Source organism: Jannaschia donghaensis (genome assembly GCF_001403795.1).
GTDB lineage: Bacteria > Pseudomonadota > Alphaproteobacteria > Rhodobacterales > Rhodobacteraceae > Jannaschia > Jannaschia donghaensis.
This window is the reverse complement of the sequence record NZ_CXSU01000012.1, coordinates 1239928-1259383: the sequence shown is the minus strand read 5'-3', so window position 1 is coordinate 1259383 and position 19456 is coordinate 1239928. Positions and strand designations below refer to the sequence as shown.

Here is a 19456-nt window from a genome sequence, read left to right as displayed (position 1 = left end):
GGGCCGTGCATCGGGGGAAGTTTACGGGGGCGCATGTCGCCCCCGACGAGACGTCCGGACCACACCTCCGGGCATTGTTTGGACCCCAGGTTGCGTCGTTTCGCGGTCACGGGTCGGAGTAGACGCGCTATGACGCAGGACTGGATCATGATCGACGGGATGCGGCTTGTCCGCCCCGCCGTGATCCGTGTTGCTGGCGCCCCATCACAAAGACGGATCATGTCGGCCCCCCCCGGGGGAACGGCCATCCGTCGCGGAAAGTACCATGGCGAAGAAAATGCTGATCGACGCCACCCACCCGGAGGAAACCCGGGTCGTGGTGGCAGATGGAAACAAAGTCGAGGAATTTGATTTCGAGAGCCTGAACAAGCGACAGCTTGCGGGCAACATCTACCTGGCAAAGGTTACGCGGGTCGAGCCGTCGCTGCAGGCGGCGTTCATCGACTATGGCGGGAACCGTCACGGTTTCCTCGCCTTTTCGGAAATCCACCCCGATTACTACCAAATCCCCAAGGCCGATCGCGATGCGATCCTGGCCGAAGAACGCGCCTATGCCGACGCGCAGGCCGCGGCCGATGAAGCGGCCGATGCGAAAGTCGCCGCGCGCGACGCCACGACCGGCGAAGACGAGAGCGAAGACGACGGTGAGGAAAAGCCGAAGAAGTCCCGCTCCCGGTCCCGCTCGCGCAGCCGCACGAAGAAGCCTGCCGCGACCGAGGGCGAAGGTGCCGATGCGTCCGACGACAACGATGCGCCGACCACTGCGAAGGCCGAGATCGCCGCAACGGAAGCGGAGGCCGATGGCGTCGTGACCGGCGGGGCCGCCGATATTTCCGAGGCCGCAACCGAGACTGCAGGGCAGGGCGGCGCAGCCGAAAGCGACGCCCAGACCGACACCGCAACCGACGCCGACGACGACGGACCCGTCACGACGATCGCCGAAAGCGCCGGTCTGGAGGATGACGAGGTCACGTCCGATGCGCCTGCCGAAGATGCGCCCGCCGACACTGCTCCGGCGCTGGACGATAGCGTTCAATCCGACGCCCCGGCGGTCGAACCTGCCGGCATGGAAACCGTCGATTTGGGTAATGCGGCTGCCATCGTCGCCGATGATGAACCGCAGCCCGAGGACAAGCCCAAACGCTCCCGCAGCCGGTCGCGCAGCCGGTCCAAGAAGGTCGATCCGACCGAGAAGGACGACAACGTCGAGACCGTCGCCGACGACGACACCGAAGAAGACGTCCGTCCCCCGCGCGTGCAGCGGCCCAAGGCCCGCAAGTATAAAATCCAGGAAGTCGTGAAGGTCCGCCAGATCATGCTGGTGCAGGTCGTCAAGGAGGAGCGGGGCAACAAGGGCGCCGCGTTGACCACATACCTGTCGCTGGCCGGGCGGTACTGCGTCCTGATGCCCAATACGGCGCGCGGCGGCGGCATCAGCCGCAAGATCACCAATGCGCCTGACCGCAAGAAGCTCAAGGAGATCGCGCAGGAGATCGACGTGCCGCAGGGCGCCGGTCTGATCGTGCGCACGGCGGGGGCCAAGCGCACCAAGACCGAGATCAAGCGCGATTACGAATACCTGCAGCGGATGTGGGAACAGGTGCGCGAACTGACGCTCAAGTCGATCGCGCCCGCGCCCATCTACGAAGAGGGCAACCTGATCCACCGCTCGATCCGCGATTTGTACAACCGCGACATCGACGAGGTCATCGTTGAGGGCGAGGCCGGGTACCGCGACGCCAAGGACTACATGAAGCTGATCATGCCGTCCCACGCCAAGAACGTGAAATTGCACGCCGAAGGCGGCCAGCCGCTCTTCGCCAAGCACGGCGTCGAAACGTATCTGGCGGGCATGTTCAATCCCACGGTGCAGCTGAAATCCGGCGGATACATCGTGATCGACGTGACCGAGGCCTTGGTCGCGGTCGACGTGAACTCGGGCAAGTCCACAAAGGAAGGGTCCATCGAGGATACGGCCACTAAGACCAACCTGGAGGCCGCCGCCGAAGTGGCACGTCAGGCCAAGCTGCGCGATCTGGCCGGTCTGATCGTGATCGACTTCATCGACATGGACGAGCGCAAGAACAACGCCGCCGTCGAGAAATGCCTCAAGGACGCGCTCAAGAACGACCGTGCCCGCATTCAGGTGGGTCGTATCTCGGGCTTCGGCCTTCTGGAGATGTCGCGCCAGCGTCTACGCCCCGGCATGCTGGAGGCGACGACACAAGCCTGCCCGCATTGTCAGGGCACGGGCCTGCTTCGGTCTGACGATTCGATTGCGCTGTCGATCCTGCGCAGTCTGGAAGAGGAGGGCGTCCGCAAGCGGTCGCGCGAGGTGAAGCTGACGGTGCCGGTGAACGTCTGCAATTATCTGATGAACGAAAAGCGGGAGCATCTGGCCACCATCGAAGCGCGTTTCGATATGGCCGTGCGCGTGGTCGCCGACCCGCATATGACCGCGCCGGATCACACCATCGAGAAGTTCAAGACCGCGACGCGGGTCATTCCCAAGGCCAAGAATGTCGTGCAGATGGACACGTCATGGTCGGATGACGACGACACCGACGATGAGGTGATCGAGGCCGAAGTCGAGGTCGAGGAGGATGAAGCCCCCGAAACCCCGCCGCAGGAAAACCGCGCCGAAGATGGGGCCGGAACGGGCGAGAGTGCCCCCAAGAAGAAGCGCCGCCGCCGGTCGCGCCGCAAGAAGGGCGGGAACGGTGAGGGCCAGTCGGCCGAAAACCAGTCTGGTGAGAGTCAGTCGGGCGACCAGCCGGCCGGCGGGCAGAACGGATCCGACCGTGCCGCGCCCGATGCAGGTGCCGACGGGGCCGCAAACCCCGATGTGCCCCCGCAGGACGGCGTGCCGGACACGACCGAAGCGCCCGGACCCGAGGCGGAGGCGACAAAGCCCAAGTCACGGTCGCGCAGCCGGTCCCGGTCGAAGAAACCTGCGGTCGAGACGGCGGAAACCCCGGTGGACACACAGGTTGAGCCAGAACCGAAGCCCGCAGACGTCGTGGCCGAGCCGGAACAGGTTGCCGAACCAGTCGCCGCACCAGAGGACGCCCCGGCCGAGCCGAAGCCCAAGACGCGGTCGCGCGCCCGCGCCAAGGCACCGGCTCCCACGCCCGAAGTGTCCGAAGCCGTGGAAGAGGCGGCCGAGATCGTGGAAGCGGTCGAAGCGGAGTCCGCGCCCGAGCCTGCCGCCGCTCCGGCGGAGGAGGCCCCGGCCAAGCCGAAGCGCAAGGGCTGGTGGTCGTTCGGCAGCTGACCGGACGGAATTGACAACGGAGAGGAGCGCGTCGCCCGGCGCGCTCCTTTTTCACGAGTGGCGATGACGTGACGCGCCGCCGAATGCCGCCGTCGTCATTGGGTGGCACCAGGAACGGAGGGGGCAGATGGAAGGTGCACGACAGGTCTCGGACCGCAGCCAAGTCGATCCGTTCATCGTGATGGACGTGATGGAGCAGGCACGACGCTTGGAAGACGCGGGCCGCAGCATCATCCATATGGAAGTCGGTCAACCCGGCACCGCCGCACCTCAGGCCGCCCGCGACGGTCTGGCTGCTGCGATGGAGAGCGGTGCTCTGGGTTATACCGTCGCCCTCGGCTTGCCGGAATTGCGGGCGCGGATCGCGGGGCTGTACCGTGACTGGTACGGCATCGACCTCGACCCGAACCGTGTCGTCGTGACCGCCGGGTCGTCTGCCGCGTTTTTGCTCGCGTTCACCGCGCTGTTCGATGCGGGCGACCGGGTTGGGTTGGGCCTGCCCTGCTATCCATCCTATCGCCAGATCCTGAAGGCGCTATCGCTCGATGTCGTCGGGATCGAGACGCAGGTGGAAAACAGGTATCAACCCGTTGCGGGCGACCTGCCAGACCTTGCCGGGCTGATCGTCGCGTCGCCGGCGAACCCGACCGGCACGATGCTCGACCACGCGTCGATGGCCGACCTGATCGGGGCGTGCCACGCGCAGGGGGCGGCCTTCATCTCGGACGAGATCTATCACGGGCTGCACCACGAGGGGCGGGCGGTGTCCGCGCTTGAGGTGTCGGACGACGTGTACGTCATCAATTCGTTCAGCAAGTATTTCTCCATGACCGGCTGGCGCATCGGCTGGATGATCGTGCCCGAAGACCACGTGCGAACCATCGAACGGCTGGCCCAGAACATGTTCATCTGCGCCCCCCACGCCAGCCAGATCGCCGCATTGCATGCCATGGACGCGACCGAGGAATTGGAGGCGAACCGGGCCGTTTACGCGCGCAACCGTGCGCTGATGCTGGATGGGTTACCGAAGGCGGGCTTTGACCGCATCGCACCGCCGGACGGGGCGTTCTACATCTATGCCGATGTCGCCCACCTGACCGACGATAGCGTGAAGTTCGCCGCGGAAATACTTGAAAACGCAGGCGTTGCCGTCACGCCCGGCGTCGATTTCGATCCGAACCGGGGGCGGACCACGATGCGGTTCAGCTATGCCCGCGCGACGGCAGATATCGAGGAGGGGCTGGACCGCCTGCGCAAATTCATGGTCGCACGATGATCCGGGTATTCCTCGTCCTCTTGGCCTTTGCCTCGGCCGCCCCCGCGCAGGATTTCAACGCCCGCGCCACCGTCGATGCGATCCGCATCGATGGTGAGGAGTTGGTGATTGCGATCAGCCAGCCGGTGCCCTGGCGCGTCTTTGTGGAGGCGGAGCCTTGGCGGCTTGTCCTCGATACGTCCGAGGTGGATTGGGCCACCGTCGATCCCGCGACCACGACGACCGACGCGGAATGGCGCGCCGGTCGGATCCGCGCGGGGTGGTCCCGTCTGATGATCGAACTGCCCGGTCCCATGCGGATCGAGCGGGCGTGGATGCAGACGGATGCCGGCACCTCCATCAACGTCATGCTGGCCGAAGGGGCGGGCGACACCGGGCCCCTCAACCCGCGAACCTGGGATGCGGCCCCGCCGACGGAAGTTCCGACGACGACGCGGCCCCGGCAAACGGGCGACCGCCCGCTGGTCGTCGCGCTGGACCCCGGTCACGGTGGCATCGATCCGGGTGCGGAACGCGGTGGCCTGACGGAAGCGGCGTTGATGTTGCGGTTCGCGCGGGAGCTTTCGGACGTGTTGCGCCGCCGGGGTCACGACGTGGTACTGACGCGAGGCGGGGACGACTTCGTCGGGCTGCGCGGACGCTCCTCCATCGCGCGGACGGGCGGGGCGGATTTGATGATTTCGTTGCATGCCGATGCGGTCGAAGGCGGCGGGGCCGAGGGCGCGACCGTCTATACGCTGTCGCCCGGCAACGACAGCCAATTGGCCGCCGAAATCGCGCAGCGGCACGCGCGCGACGATCTGCTGCTGGGGGTCGGCGACGTGGAGCAGGGGGACGAGATCGCGCGTATTCTGGTCGAACTGGCGCGGGCGGAAACCGCGCCGCGCGCGGGCAAGCTGGCCGATGCGCTGGTGACCGGGTTGAACGGGGCGGGCATCCGGTTGCACAAGCGTCCCCGTCTGGGCGGCAAGTTCACGGTGCTCAAGGCACCTGACATTCCGTCGGTCCTGCTGGAGCTGGGGTTCATGTCGAACCCGACCGATCTGGCGAACCTGTCGTCGATCGACTGGCGGTCGCGGATGGCGGTGGCGATCGCCGACGGGATCGAGGCCTGGGCCGTGGCGGACGCGGCCGATGCGCTTCGCCTCCGGCAGTAGTCAGAGCAGCCGAGGCTGATCATCGCCGGGCAGCGCGCCTTCGTGCCGCAACAGGAACTCCTTGGTCGGCAGGCCGCCCCCGAACCCCGTCAGTTTGCCGGATGCACCGACGACCCGGTGGCACGGCAGAATGATCGGCAGGGGGTTCGCACCGTTGGCCGCCCCGACCGCCCGGCTGGCCCCCGGACGGCCAAGGGCCTTCGCCAGATTGCCGTAGCTTCGCGTGCGGCCGAACGGGATCGTGGCGAGGATGTTCCAGACCTGTAACTGGAACGCCGTACCCGACGGCGACAGCGGCAGGTCGAACGTCGTCAGATCGCCCCCAAAGTAAGCGTCGAGCTGCGTGCGAACCGCATCGAAGGCACCGTCGTCGCGGGTCCATTCCGGATCGGGACCGAACGCCTTGTGACCACCGGGGAAGCTGAGAAAGTGAAGCGTGGCACCGTCGCCCGCAAGCAGAAGCCGACCCACGGGGCTGTCGTGCAGGCTATAGGCGAGCGGGCGCGTCATACCGCGTTGTCGCACGGAAATCGCCGTCGGGAAAAGGGCTGGCGGCGTTCACGATCTGTTGACCCGACTGCACGTATCCTGCACCGAAAATCGGCGGCGGCCTGCCGGTCGCGCTTTGACGGCAGGGGGCGAAGCGCGTAAGACGAAGGGGTGCCAGGGGTGGCATTTCAATACATCTGGACAGCTCGATCCGAACGGGCGGCGCAGCAGGCAGGGGTCGAGAATGACCATCATGACGACGATGAAGGCGATGGGCGGGGCGGCCAGTCGCGGGCTTCAGGGCACTGGGATGTTCCTCCTGTCCGCGACTGGGGGCATCTTTTCGGCTTTGACGCTTGGTATCATTGCCATCGCGATCAGCATCGGCGGCGTGCTATGGATGTACGGACGTGATCTTCCCAACCACGAACAATTGTCGCAATACACCCCGCCGACGATCAGCCGCATCTATTCCGGCGAAGGTCGTCTGATGGACGAATTTGCCCGCGAACGCCGTCTGTTCGCCCCGGCCGAAGAAATTCCCGATCTGGTGAAACAGGCGTTCATTTCGGCCGAGGACAAGAATTTCTACCAGCATGCCGGCTATGATCCGGTCGGTATGGTGTCAGCTGCGGTCGATGCGGCGCGCGGCGGACGTCTGCGCGGCGCGTCGACGATCACACAGCAGGTGATGAAGAACTTCCTTCTGTCCTCCGATCGGTCCGCGGAACGGAAGGTGAAGGAGATCATCCTCGCCTCCCGGATCGAGGAGACGCTGGATAAGGAAGGCATCCTGGAACTTTACCTCAACGAGATCTTCCTGGGGCAGAATTCCTATGGCGTGGCCGCGGCGGCGCAGACCTATTTCAACAAGACCCTGGCGGACCTCACGTTGGAGGAGGCGGCCTATCTTGCCATCCTGCCCAAGGCCCCGTCCGATTATCACCCCGTTCGACAGGCCGAGCGTGCGATCGAGCGGCGCAATTTCGTCCTCAAGGAGATGTTCGAGAACGGATACATTACCCGCGCCGAAATGGTGGAATCCCAGACGAAGCCGCTTTTGTCGGTCCAATCGGGCCACTATCAGCCGTTCCGCGCCGCGCTGCCCGATCGGGACTATTTTACCGACGAAATCCGCCGTCAGCTGACCCGCGACTTCGGGGAGGAGGAGTTCTTTACCCAAGGCTTCACCGTCCGCGCGACCGTCGATGCAGGTATGCAGGCCGTGGCCGCAGGTGCGTTGCGGAGCGCCCTTGAGAAGTTCGACCGCAACCAGGGCATCTGGCGTGGCACCGGCAAGACCGTTCCGGTCGACACACTGGATAACGACGTCGCATGGCGGGCCGCCCTGTCGAACGTCTCGGTGGCACGCGACATCGATCTGGGCAACCGCTGGTTCCCGGCGGTCGTGATGGAAGTCGCGGATCAGTCGCTGACCCTGGGCGTGGAGGACATCGACGACCGGGTAAGCGTGCCGCGCGAGGATATCCAGTGGATGCGCGGCGACTTCTTCGACAACTTCGAGCCTGGTCAGGTGGTGCACGTGCGCCGCATGACGGAAGACGACGACAATACGTTGATCCGCTGGTCCCTGCGCCAAGTGCCCGAAGTGCAGGGCGGCTTCATGGCGATGGACGTCAACACCGGGCGCGTCATCGCGATGCAAGGCGGCTTCAGCTATCAGCATTCGGTGTTCAACCGCGCGACGCAGGCCACCCGGCAGCCCGGCTCCAGCTTCAAGCCCTTCGTCTATGCCGCCGCGCTCGATTCCGGCTATCAGCCCAATACTATCGTCGTGGATGCGCCCATCGAGATCGTGTCGGGGGGCGAGATTTGGCGCCCCAAGAACGCGTCCAACCGCTTCTACGGGCCGTCGCCCTTGCGGACCGGGATCGAACGGTCGCGCAACCTGATGACCGTGCGCCTGGCCCAGGACGTCGGCATGAACGTCGTCGCCAGCTATGCCGAACGTTTCGGTGTCTATGACGAGATGGACGAGTTGCTGGCCAACTCCCTCGGCTCTCAGGAAACCACGCTTTACAAGATGGTATCGGCCTATGCGATGTTCGCCAACGGCGGCGAGCGGGTCGAGCCGACATTGGTCGACCGCATCCAGGACCGGTATGGTCGCACGGTGTTCAAGCACGATCAGCGCACCTGCACCGACTGCGATGAGTTCGCCACGCTGTCGGCCGGATACGGCCCGCGGATCGTGTCGAACCGGGAACGCGTCATGGACCCGATCACCGCTTATCAGCTGACATCGATGATGAAGGGTGTGGTGGACCGTGGCACGGCGTCCAGGTCGGTCAACCTGCCTGTGCCGATCGCGGGTAAGACGGGCACGACGAACGATGCCAAGGATGTGTGGTTCGTCGGCTTTTCGTCCACGATCGTGGCGGGGTGCTATATCGGATACGACCGCCCCCGGTCCATGGGCAACAGCGCGTCGGGCGGTGGTATGTGCGGACCGGTCTTTAACGAATTCATGCGTGAGGCGATCCAGGAATATGGGGCCGGCCCGTTCGAGGTTCCACCGGGCGGTTATTTCGTCAAGATCGACCGCTTCACCGGCGCGCGCCTGCCCGACAACGCATCGGGCGAGAATGTTGTGGCCGAATATTTTCGCGACGGCGACGACGCATTCATCGGCATCGGCGGTGGTGTTGTCATCGACGGCGGTTTTGCCATGGCCGGCGATCTCCCGCTTTTTGGACGCGGCGACGGCAACGCGGCCGACGCACCGGTGGCATCCGAAGTGGAGACGTCGACGGGGCGCAAGGTCGTGGTTCCGGGCCGGGCCACGTTCGGGTCACTGTCGTCGGGCGGTCTTTACTGATCACATGATCCGCATGCGGGGACGGGGCGGGCATCGCCTTGCCGTACGCGCGCGTGCGCGATACCCCATGCGCAACAGGTTTTTCCGGAGGCGACGATGCGCGCAGAAGTTCAGAATAACGTCGATGCTATCGCCAAATCCGTCGCGCTGCTCAAGCGTCGGATCGACTGGGAAACCGCGCCGCACCGGCTGGAAGAATTCAATGCGATGATCGAGGATCCGACCCTGTGGGACGATCCTGAGCGCGCGCAGAAGCTGATGCGCGACCGGCAGGCCCTGATGGACGGGATCGAGGGGATCGAGGCGTTGGAGCGCGACACCTCCGACAACGTCGAGATGATCGAAATGGGCGAGACCGAGGACGACGCGGAAATCGTGGCCGACGCCGAAGCCGGGATCGCGAAGCTGGTCGAGACCGCCGCCGAGAAGGAGCTTGAAGCCCTGCTGGACGGGGAGGCTGACGGCAACGATACATTCCTGGAAATCAACTCCGGCGCGGGTGGAACGGAATCCTGCGACTGGGCCAACATGCTGGCGCGGATGTACGTTCGTTGGGCCGAAAAGCGCGGTTATACGGTGGAGTTGCAGTCGCGCAGTCCCGGCGAAGAAGTCGGGATCAAATCCGCCTCCTACAAGATCAGCGGCAAGAACGCCTATGGTTGGCTGAAGTCGGAGTCGGGCGTGCATCGCCTGGTTCGGATCAGCCCCTACGATTCCGCCGCGCGCCGCCACACGTCGTTTAGCAGCGTCTGGGTCTATCCGGTCGTCGACGACAATATCGAGATCGAGGTAAATCCCGCCGATATCCGCATCGACACCTATCGGTCGTCGGGCGCGGGCGGTCAGCACGTGAACACCACCGATTCCGCCGTGCGCATCACCCATGAGCCGTCGGGCATCGTGGTGACGTCGTCCGAGAAGTCGCAGCACCAGAACCGTGACATCGCGATGAAGGCGCTGAAATCCCGGCTCTATCAGATGGAGCTGGATCGCCGGAACGCCGAGATCAACGCGGCTCACGAATCCAAGGGCGATGCGGGCTGGGGCAATCAGATCAGGTCCTACGTCCTGCAACCCTATCAGATGGTGAAAGACCTGCGCACCGGGTTCGAATCGTCCGACACTGGCGGCATCCTGGACGGGAACATCGACGCGATAATGGCCAGCGTCCTGGCCTCGGACGCCAGCGGAAAAAGCCGGGCGGACGCCAACGACGGCTAATCTCGGACTGCCGCCACCTTGGCCAGCTGCGCCGCCGCCGCCCGCGCACCGTCCTCGGCGGTGATGTAGTCGGCCAGATCGCGCGCCGCAGCGTAGTCGAAACGATCCAACAGCGCCCGCATCAAGGGCAATGCGCGCTTCTCGGTGAATTTCTTTGGCGGCAAGGTGACCGCGACGCCCATCCCGACCAGACGTGCGGCATTGTCGGGCTGATCGCCACCGATCGGCATGACGAACTGCGGGCACCCGGCGCGCAACGCTTCGGCGCTGGTGCCCATGCCGCCGTGGTGCAGGACGGCGGCAGCGTGTTCGAACAGGGGCCCGTGCGGGATGCCGGGCCGGGCCAGAACATCGTCCGCGGCATTCGGGGCCGGTGCTTTGCCATGCAGCACCACGGACCGCAGCCCCAGTGCGCGCGCCATGGCGATGGCCCGGTCGTAGAAGTCGGTTCCGCCCAAATTCTGCGCCACACTGCCCAGCGTAATGACGAGCGGTGGGGGCCCGGCCTCCAACCAACTGCGCACGTCATCGGGCAAGGTTCCCAGAGGGCTGCGGGCAAAGCCAACCGCGCGCAGGCCCGGCGGCGCGTCTTTCGGGACCAGCGCGAAGGTATCCGACCAGAGCCCCAGCCGCATCGGAACGTAAGCCCCGCCTGCGTCCACCAGAGACGTGCCCTGGAACGGCGGCAGCCCCATATCCGCGCGCGCACGGTCGAGCGGGCCGTGCAATCCCAGCCGCATGATACCCTTCATCGCCCCCAGAATGGTGCGGTTGTAACGCCGTGTGACGGCGTTCGCCGGGGCGCGGACCATCAGATCGAACCCCGGACCCCGCGCCGGGGACAGTACGGAATAGGTCAGCATCGGTTGCAGCAGCAGCGGAACATAAGGCAGCCCCGCCTTTTCGGCGGCAAAGGCCGCGCCAAAGGCAAGGAACGTGCCACTGACACAGGAGGCACCGACGCAGGCAAGCTCGATTTCCGGCATGGCATCCGCCATCGCAGGAATCGCGACGCGGCGCAGAAACGGCAGCGGATTACGAAAGAACGACTCAGCGATCTGGTCTTCGGTCTGACCCAGAACGGCGCAGATTTGTGCGCGAGTAGGGCCGATCGGGGTGGCAAGCAGACCCCAGGACCGGGCGATTTCGCAGTCGTCAGGCGACAGTAGAAGCCGCGTTTCCAAGCCGAGGTCTTCCAGTGATATCGCGGTGGACAAGACGGGATAGAGATCGCCGAGGGAGCCCGCGGTCGCAAGCACCACCGCTCCGCGCCGGGATTGCGCGATGCGCCCCCCCAGACCTGGAAGGCGCGAAACCCCGCCCCGATGTGGGGGCGGGGGGTCCGATCCGTCAATCACGGAGCGCGTTTCAGCCGGCCTTGGGCGGCTCGGCCGGTTTCTGGTGCGGCACGGGCTTGCTGCTGGCGCTGCCCAGCGGATCGTCCTGACGCTGAACCGCACCCTCGAAATGGGCCCCCGATTCGATGGCGATCGTTTTGTGAATGATGTCACCTTCGACACGCGCGGTGGATGTCAGGCGGACCTTCAGGCCGCGAACGCGACCGATGACGCGGCCGTTGACGACGATGTCGTCGGCGATGACTTCGCCCCGCACGACGGCGGTTTCGCCGACAGTCAGCAGATGGGCCTGAATATTGCCCTCGACCTCGCCCTCGACCTGAATGTCACCGGAGGTTTTGATATCACCCTTGATATTCAGGTCCGAAGACAGGGTGGATGGTGCGACCTTCGACTTCATCGCAGCCGCTCCGGCACCGAGTTCCAGGCCAGCGGGCTTCGCGGGCGGGGTCGCCGCCGACGGGGCCGACTTGGGAGCGTTGGGCTTATCGGCGTCGCCGCCGGGCTGGTTCAGCTTCGATTTAGAAAACATCCTGACCTGCATTTATAAAGGTGACTGGGTTCAGGGCCTGACCATTGCGCCGGATTTCGTAGTGAAGGTGCACGCCGGTCGACCGTCCGGTGGTTCCCATACCACCGATATTCTCCCCGCGCGAGACCCTTTGGCCCTTGCGCACGGATATGGAGCTAAGATGCGCATACCGCGTCTCGAAGCCCAGCGGATGTTCGATCTTGACCAGCTTGCCATATCCCGATTGCCAACCGGCATGGGTCACCGTGCCTTCGGCGGTGGCCAGGATCGGCGTGCCGCGACCGGCGGCGAAATCCATGCCCGAATGCATCCGGCCCCAGCGCGGCCCGAACCCGGAGGTGCGGCGGTGCGGTGCGGTCACGGGATGGGCCAGCGGCAGGCTTTCGGCGGCAAGGCGGTACATGTCCACGTCCTCCAACTTGTCGAGGATGCGGTTCGCGCGCGGCGTGTCCTGATCGGGCAATTCGTTGCCGCTGCGGGTCGATACGACGACAGGCTCCAGCGGGCCACCCGTACCGTTGTAGCCGGTGCGCACCGAGCGTAGCAGAGCGTCGGACGAAATTCCGGCGCGGGCAAACACGCGCTCCAGCGGGGACAGCGAGGTCTCCAACGCGTCCTCCAGACGTTGGAAGATGCGGTCGTTGCGGTCGGCGACCACCTCGGCCATGGCTTCCATCCGGGCGATCTCTGCGTCGGCGGAGGAGGCGACAACCATCGCCTCGTCGCGGGCCAGCGCCGTCGCATCCAGCGCTTCGGTCAGAACTTCGGCGGTTGCGGCACTGTCGGCGGCCAGACGCTCGGCACGGGCGGCGGCCTGCGGGGCGTTTTCGGCGCGGGCCAGCAGTGTCTCGGCCTGCGCGCGCGCTTCGTTGCGTTCGACGACCGCGCGGCGCAACGTGCGCTGGATCACCTCGATGCCGGTCTCGAGTTCGCGCGCGCGCTGCTCGGAGGCGAGAACGATGCCCTGCATCTTGGAAACTTCGTCGAGTGCGGAATAGAATCGCTCGAGCGCCTGCTCCGCCTCCTCGGTGCGGGCGTCCCGCTCGCTCGACAGGACGGCCAAACGCGTTTCATAGGCGACCTGCGCGCGGGCGGCTTGATCGCGGTTGGATCCGGAGGTGATTGCCCCAATCAGGAAGAAAGACGTGACGACGACCGTCCAGCCGACCACCAGTGCGCCGCCCAGAAGGGCCCCGGCCTGGGTCATCGGCCGCAATCGGACGAAACGTGTTCCTTCTTCGGATTTCAAGAACAGCCGCTGCTCCGGCAGATGGCGTTCCAGTCGCGCGTTCAGTCTGTCCGATAGCCGTTGCTTCACGAACCATCCCCCCGTCTGTGAATGCGGACCATGATCTGCCGGTCCGACGTATCCCCCCGGAACCCTTTCATTCACGAAGGATTTACCGTTGCGAAGGGTCTAGTCGGACTGTTGCCGCCGGGCAACCGTGCAGCATTCGTGCAGGGCACGGGGTGGCGATTTCCCGCCACCGTTCAACTGCAAGAAGAATCACACATCTTCCGTCAGCGGCCAGTAGAAGTCCGGCGGCAGACCGGCGTCCGCCCGCTTTTCTTCGTTGAAGGGCGGCTTCAAGACGCCGTGGAAATGCTTTCGGACAAGGTCGTGGAAGACGACCTTCGGGTCCTGATCGGTCCGGCCGCACAGAAAATTGAACCACTTGCTGCCATAGGCGACGTGGCTCACCTCCTCGGCATAGATGGTTTCCAGTGCTTCGACGGCGGCGGTCTCCTTGGCGCGTCGAAAGACCTCGATCATGCCGGGGGTCACGTCCAGACCCCGCGCTTCCAGCACCATGGGCACGACCGCCAGCCGCGCCATCAGGTCGTCGGCCGTTTCTTCGGCGGCGCGCCACATCCCGGCGTGGGCAGGCAAGGCGCCATAGTGACTGCCGGCCGCTTCAAGGCAATCGGCCATCAGGTTGAAATGCTTCGATTCGTCTTCGGCGGCGGACACCCAATCATCGAAGAACCCCATCGGCAGGGGCACGTCCGAAAACCGCGCGATGATGTCCCAATGCAGGTCCACCGCGTTCAACTCGATATGTGCGACGGCATGGAGCAGGGCGATCCGGCCTTCGGGCGTGCCGGGCTTGCGCCGTGGCACGTCGCGCGGGTGGGCAAGTTCGGGGCGGTCCGGCCGGGCGGGCTTCATCGGCGGCTTGGCGGTTCCGACGGGGATCGCGGGGCCGTCGTCGCGCGACGCGCGCCATGTCGCCGCATGTTCGCGCGACAGGGCGGTCTTGGCGCGCCCGTCGGCGGTGGTCAGAACCTCCACCGCCATCTGCGCAAGGGTCGTCGTCACGCGCGCACAGCTTCCAGCACCGCATCGGAATGACCGGGCACCTTCACCTTGCGCCAGACCTGGCGGACAAGGCCGTCGGTGCCGATCAGGAATGTTGCCCGTTCGATGCCCATGTAGGTCTTGCCGTACATGCTCTTCTCGACCCAGGTTCCGTAATCTTCGCAGGTGGTGCCGTCGGCGTCGGACACCAGGATAACCTTCAGGTCGTGCTTGGCCACGAACTTGTCGTGCTTGGCGGCGGTGTCCTTGCTGATCCCTATGACGACGGCCCCTGCGGCGGTGAAATCGTCGATCGCCTCGGAAAAGGCGATGCCTTCCTTGGTGCAGCCCGGCGTGTCGTCCTTGGGATAGAAATACAGCACGACTTGCTGACCCTTCAGATCGGACAACGTGATCTCTCCGCCGCCATCGCGGGGCAGGGTGAAGTCGGGGGCCGGGGTGCCTGCGGTGATCTGATCGGTCATGGGGTCCTCCGGGACGCTGGGTTGTTACGCCATGGGACTTGGAACCGGGGAGGGGTCAGGTCAAGGTGAAGCTCCCGAAGTTCGCACCCGGATCCAGCACCCCATGTCCGACATTCCGCCCCCACGTCCCCGCCGCGTTCTGCGCGCGCTGCTGTGGGTGATGCTGGTTCTTGTGGGTATTGTCGGCGGGACCGCATGGCGGCTGACGGAAGGACCGATCGCCGTGCCGGAGTGGACGGTCGCGCGCATCGAAACCCGGTTGGCCCGCGACCTGGCCCCGATGCGCGTGTCCCTGGGGGAGGTGGCGCTGTTCTACGACCTGGAGGATCATGCCCTGCGTCTGGCCCTGTCGAAGGCGCAGCTGACCGACGGCGACGCGACGATCCTGTCGCTGCCCCGGTCGCAAGTTGCCTTGGATGGTGCGGCGCTTTTGCGGGGCAAGCTGCGGCCGCGCACCGTCGACGTCGACGGTCTGGTTCTCAACGTCGCGCGGGACGCGGAGGGGCAGCTTTCGCTGGCGTTCGGGTCGGGCGGTGGAGCCTTGCCCGCCACATGGGCCGAGGCGTTGGAGACGCTGGACGCCGGTCTGGCCACGCCCGCGATCGCCGCCTTGGACGAGGTGACGATCGAAGGCGTCGCCATCCGCTTCGACGACGCAATCACCGGCCTGGCACAGCAGACGCAGGATGGCACGGTCACCTGGCGTCGCGACGCGGGGGCCGTGCGGCTTGCCCTGACCTCCACCTTGCGGCTGGGGCCTGACACGGTCGACATCGCGGTCAGCCTGGCCCGCGGCACTGGCGGTAAACAGGGGGCCGAGGCGCAAATCGACGTGACCGGCCTGTCGGTCGGAAGCCTGTCGGAGATGCTGCCCAACGTGCCGGCCCTGTCGCTGGTCACGGCCGAGGTATCCGCGACGGCCCGGATGACGCTGGCCGAAGACGGCACGCCCGGCCCCCTGCGCGGCCGCGTCGTCGGGCGGGACGGCGCGATGGTCGACCGGCCCGAATTGGCGCTGGACCGCGCGGTGCTGGCATTCGACTGGCTGCCGGGGTCGGGCCGGATCGGCCTGTCGGAGGTTTCGGCGTCGTCCGACGACGTCGACATAGCGGCCGATGGGCAATTGCTTCTGGAGGATGGTCTGACCGGACCGATCCAGATCCAGTTCCGCCTGGGCCAAACGGTTCTGGACCCCGAAGGCATGCTGGACCGCCGGGTCGAATTCGAAGCGGGAGTGTTCGAGGCGCGTGTGACGCAGCGCCCCCTTGGCCTGCGGATCGGGCAGGCCATGGTGACGGGGCCGTCGGGGACGGCGCGTCTGTCGGGCCGCCTGGCCTTCGATCCCGCTGGCGTCGCCGGGGCGCTGCGCCTGGCCGTTCCACAGATGAGCGTGGCGGATCTGGTCGCGCTATGGCCACCGACGTTGCAGGTGCAGGCCCGCAATTGGTTCACCAACAACATGCTGGACGGCATGGCACGGGATGCCACCGCGCTTTTGCGGGTGGCACCGGGCCAACCGCCCGATGTCGCGGCCAGTTTCGGGTTCACGGGCGGGTCGGTCCGCTACATGCGTTTCATGCCGCCCGCGGTCGATGCCACGGGCTTTGCGCAGCTTGCGGACGACCGCCTGACCGTCCGCGTCGATCGCGGCCGCGTGCCGGCGACGGGTGACGGGAGCGGCATCGACGTTTCGGGCACGGTGTTCAGCATCCTCGATACGACACAGCGGCCGTCGACCGGCGATCTTGCGCTGGTGGCGCGCGGGGACGTGGGTGACATGCTGGAAATGCTGGATAATCGCCCGTTCCGATTGCTGGAGCGGTTGCGCAAGACCCGCGATTTCGTCTCGGGCACGGCGGTCGCGCAGGTGTCGGCGCGATTGCCGTTGCGCCGGGGAAATGCGCCGGCCGACATCTCCTATGACGTGACGGCGCAGCTTTCGGATGTGACCAGCGGCGACATCGTTCCCGGTCGCACCTTGCGCGCCGATGCGCTGACCCTGACGGTGGTGCCGGGCCGCGTGCAGGTCGAAGGCGACATGACCCTGGAGGGGGTACCGTTTTCCGGGCGATGGACGCAGGCATTGCCCCCGCCCTCGACCGAGGCGATCGACCCGGACGCGCCGCCGCGCGCGCCCCAGCCCCTGCCGGAGCCGGGCCGCGTGACCGGGACGGCGCGGGTGTCGCCCGAAGGTCTGGCGCGGCTTGGCATCACACTCGACGCGCTGGAGCTGTCGGGCTCCGCACGTGCCGATGTGACCGTCGATCTGCCACAGGGTGCGCCGCCGCGCTTGACCGTCCGCAGCGATCTTCGGGGCCTGAGCGCCGCGCTGCCGGTGATCAGCTGGCGCAAGGCCCGCGACCGCGCCGCGACGTTCGAGGTGGACGCGACGCTGGCCGCCACGCCCCGGATCACGCGCATCGCGCTGGATGCGCCGGGCCTGACGGCGTCGGGCCGTATCACGATGCGTGCGAATGGCGGCGGTCTGGATCAAGCCAGTTTCGACCGGGTCGACACCGGATGGTTCCGGGGGCCGCTGGTCCTGACAGGACGGGGCGCGAACGTGTCACCGGCCATCGGCATCCGGGGGGGGCGTGCCGATCTGCGCCGCGCCCTTCTGGTCGGCAAGGGCGGCGGTGGCGGCGAGGGCGGTGCGCCGCTCGATATCGCGCTGGAGCGTCTGACGGTCACCGAAGGTATCGCCCTGACCGACCTGCGGGCGACCCTGCGCGGGGGGTCGGGCCGCTTCACCGGGCGCATCAACGGCGGCGCGTCGGTCGAAGGGGTCTTGGCCCAGCAGGGTGGCGGATCGGCCGTGCAGATCCGCGGATCGGATGGCGGCGGCGTCCTGCGGTCGGCGGGTCTGTTTCAGGATGCGCGCGGCGGCTCCATCTCCTTAACGTTGCGACCGACGGGAACCACGGGACAATATTCGGGCCAGTTGCGCATGGGGGAACTGCGGGTCCGCAACGCCCCGGCGCTGGCCTCGCTTTTGCAGGCGCTGTCCGTCGTCGGCATTCTGGAGCAGCTGACGGGTGAGGGATTGTTCTTCCAGACCGTGGAATCCGATTTCACCCTGCGCCCCGACGACATCGTCGTGCGCCGTGCCAGTGCGGTCGGCCCGTCGATGTCGATCACCGCCGACGGGACATTCGATCTGGGGACCAAGCGGATGGACCTGCAGGGCGTGATTTCCCCCATTTATCTGGTCAATGGGTTGTTCGGCGCGCTGTTTTCGCGGCGCGACGAAGGGTTGTTCGGCTTCACCTATCGTTTGACCGGGGCCGCCGCCGACCCGTCGGTCAGTGTGAATCCCCTGTCGATCCTGACGCCCGGTATCTTCCGCGATATCTTCCGCAAGCCGCCACCTTCCTGACGATGGGGGGGCCTGATAAGGCGCGGGCATGAGACTTTCCGATTTTGATTTCGACCTGCCCGAAGACCTGATCGCGACGCGCCCCGTCACGCCTCGTTCCGCATCGCGGCTGCTGGTGGGGCGGGGCGACGGGATCGCGGATGCCGTGTTTTCCGACCTGCCGGAGTGGCTGCGGCCCGGTGATCGTCTGGTCCTGAACGACACCAGGGTGATCCCGGCACGGCTGAACGGGACGCGCGTGCGGGCGACGACCGATGGGTCGGGGCGCGCCAAGGTGGAGTTCACGCTGACGACCGCGCAACCCGACGGAAGCTGGCGGGCGCTGGCCCGGCCCCTGCGCAAACTGCGCGCGGGCGACGCGATCGAGCTGGACGCCGGTCACCGCGCGACGATCCTGGACCGGGCGGAGGGCGATGTGGTCCTGCGCTTCGATTGCGAGGCGGAGGACGTTCACGCCCTGCTGGACGCGGCGGGCCAGATGCCATTGCCCCCGTATATCGCGGCCAAGCGCGCGCCCGATGCGCAGGACCGCGACGATTATCAGACCGTTTGGGCGCGCCACACCGGTGCGGTCGCCGCCCCCACGGCCAGCCTGCATTTCGATGCGCCGCTTCTGGACCGATTGCGCGCCATGGGCGTCGATTTTACCGAAGTCACGCTGCATGTCGGCGCGGGCACCTTCCTGCCGGTGAAGGTAGAGGATGTGACGACCCACAGGATGCATTCCGAATGGGGCGAGGTGACGCCCGCCGCCGCCGCCGCCATTGCCGCGACGAAAGCCGCCGGCGGACGCGTCATTCCCGTCGGAACCACCGCCCTGCGCCTGATCGAAAGCGCCGCCGCCACCGGCACCATCGCGCCGTTTCGCGGGGATACCGACATTTTCATCTATCCCGGTTATGAATTCCGCGTCGCGGACGGGCTCATCACCAATTTCCACCTGCCACAATCGACGCTTCTGATGTTGGTGTCCGCATTGATGGGCCGCGACCGGATGCGGGCGATCTATGCCCACGCAATCGCCGAACGGTATCGGTTCTTCAGTTACGGCGACGGCTCGCTTTTGCTGCCCGACGGCTGATTTCCGTCGAATGCGTCGAATGTCGCAAATGGCCTAGACGCGTTTGGTCGCGGGGCGTAGGCGCGACTG

The 19456-nt window shown here is 66.1% G+C and carries 13 protein-coding genes; 7 read left to right on the top strand and 6 right to left on the bottom strand.

From position 1 onward, the window contains the following. The first annotated feature begins 265 nt into the window (after nucleotides 1-265). From JDO7802_RS15445 to JDO7802_RS15435, 3 genes are all read left to right on the top strand, one after another. Entirely contained in the window at nucleotides 266-3274 is a 3009-nt protein-coding gene (locus tag JDO7802_RS15445; protein ID WP_055086826.1) for an Rne/Rng family ribonuclease, read from the top strand. Nucleotides 3275-3401: 127 nt separating this feature from the next. Further along, nucleotides 3402-4550: a pyridoxal phosphate-dependent aminotransferase gene (locus tag JDO7802_RS15440; protein ID WP_055086825.1), complete on the top strand. Its 1149-nt coding sequence runs from the start codon at nucleotides 3402-3404 to the stop codon at nucleotides 4548-4550. Further along, on the top strand, nucleotides 4547-5707 hold the full coding sequence (locus JDO7802_RS15435) for an N-acetylmuramoyl-L-alanine amidase family protein (RefSeq protein ID WP_055086824.1): 1161 nt from the start codon (nucleotides 4547-4549) through the stop codon (nucleotides 5705-5707). The genes JDO7802_RS15440 and JDO7802_RS15435 overlap by 4 nt, the downstream gene beginning before the upstream one ends. Here the strand turns inward: JDO7802_RS15435 and JDO7802_RS15430 are convergent, their stop codons facing one another. After that, the gene (locus tag JDO7802_RS15430) at nucleotides 5708-6217 is read right to left on the bottom strand and encodes a methylated-DNA--[protein]-cysteine S-methyltransferase (protein WP_055086823.1); all 510 of its coding nucleotides are present in this window, start codon (nucleotides 6215-6217) and stop codon (nucleotides 5708-5710) included. Between the two features lie 289 nt (nucleotides 6218-6506). Here JDO7802_RS15430 and JDO7802_RS15425 point away from each other — a divergent pair, with 289 nt between their 5' ends. Both JDO7802_RS15425 and prfB read left to right on the top strand, forming a co-directional pair. Continuing rightward, nucleotides 6507-9035, top strand: a complete 2529-nt coding sequence (locus tag JDO7802_RS15425) for a penicillin-binding protein 1A (protein WP_055087285.1) — start codon at nucleotides 6507-6509, stop codon at nucleotides 9033-9035. Nucleotides 9036-9131: 96 nt separating this feature from the next. Further along, nucleotides 9132-10256 carry a peptide chain release factor 2 gene (prfB, locus tag JDO7802_RS15420; protein WP_055086822.1) on the top strand — a complete coding sequence of 375 codons (1125 nt, stop codon included), beginning with the start codon at nucleotides 9132-9134 and terminating at the stop codon, nucleotides 10254-10256. On the opposite strand, the gene JDO7802_RS15415 is transcribed toward prfB, so the two are convergent. From JDO7802_RS15415 to bcp, 5 genes are all read right to left on the bottom strand, one after another. After that, the gene (locus JDO7802_RS15415; protein WP_055086821.1) at nucleotides 10253-11515 is read right to left on the bottom strand and encodes a nucleotide disphospho-sugar-binding domain-containing protein; all 1263 of its coding nucleotides are present in this window, start codon (nucleotides 11513-11515) and stop codon (nucleotides 10253-10255) included. The genes prfB and JDO7802_RS15415 overlap by 4 nt on opposite strands. Nucleotides 11516-11624: 109 nt before the next feature. Next, a complete protein-coding gene (locus JDO7802_RS15410; RefSeq protein ID WP_055086820.1) occupies nucleotides 11625-12146 on the bottom strand; it encodes a bactofilin family protein in 522 nt (173 codons plus the stop codon). After that, on the bottom strand, nucleotides 12136-13464 hold the full coding sequence (locus tag JDO7802_RS15405) for a M23 family metallopeptidase (protein WP_055086819.1): 1329 nt from the start codon (nucleotides 13462-13464) through the stop codon (nucleotides 12136-12138). Before JDO7802_RS15405 ends, JDO7802_RS15410 begins: the two co-directional genes overlap by 11 nt. Before the next feature lie 189 nt (nucleotides 13465-13653). Next, nucleotides 13654-14445 (bottom strand): ferritin-like domain-containing protein, encoded by a 792-nt coding sequence (locus tag JDO7802_RS15400; RefSeq protein WP_055087284.1) that lies wholly within the window; start codon nucleotides 14443-14445, stop codon nucleotides 13654-13656. Between the two features lie 17 nt (nucleotides 14446-14462). Beyond that, complete coding sequence (bcp, locus tag JDO7802_RS15395; RefSeq protein WP_055086818.1) at nucleotides 14463-14930, bottom strand: thioredoxin-dependent thiol peroxidase; 468 nt, start codon at nucleotides 14928-14930, stop codon at nucleotides 14463-14465. 103 nt (nucleotides 14931-15033) lie between these two features. On the opposite strand from bcp, the gene JDO7802_RS15390 reads away from it, so the two are divergent. Together JDO7802_RS15390 and queA are read left to right on the top strand one after the other, a co-directional pair. After that, the gene (locus tag JDO7802_RS15390) at nucleotides 15034-18306 is read left to right on the top strand and encodes an AsmA-like C-terminal region-containing protein (RefSeq protein ID WP_055086817.1); all 3273 of its coding nucleotides are present in this window, start codon (nucleotides 15034-15036) and stop codon (nucleotides 18304-18306) included. Between the two features lie 28 nt (nucleotides 18307-18334). Continuing rightward, nucleotides 18335-19387, top strand: coding sequence for a tRNA preQ1(34) S-adenosylmethionine ribosyltransferase-isomerase QueA (gene queA / locus JDO7802_RS15385; RefSeq protein WP_055086816.1), 1053 nt, complete (start codon nucleotides 18335-18337; stop codon nucleotides 19385-19387). Nucleotides 19388-19456: the final 69 nt, after the last annotated feature.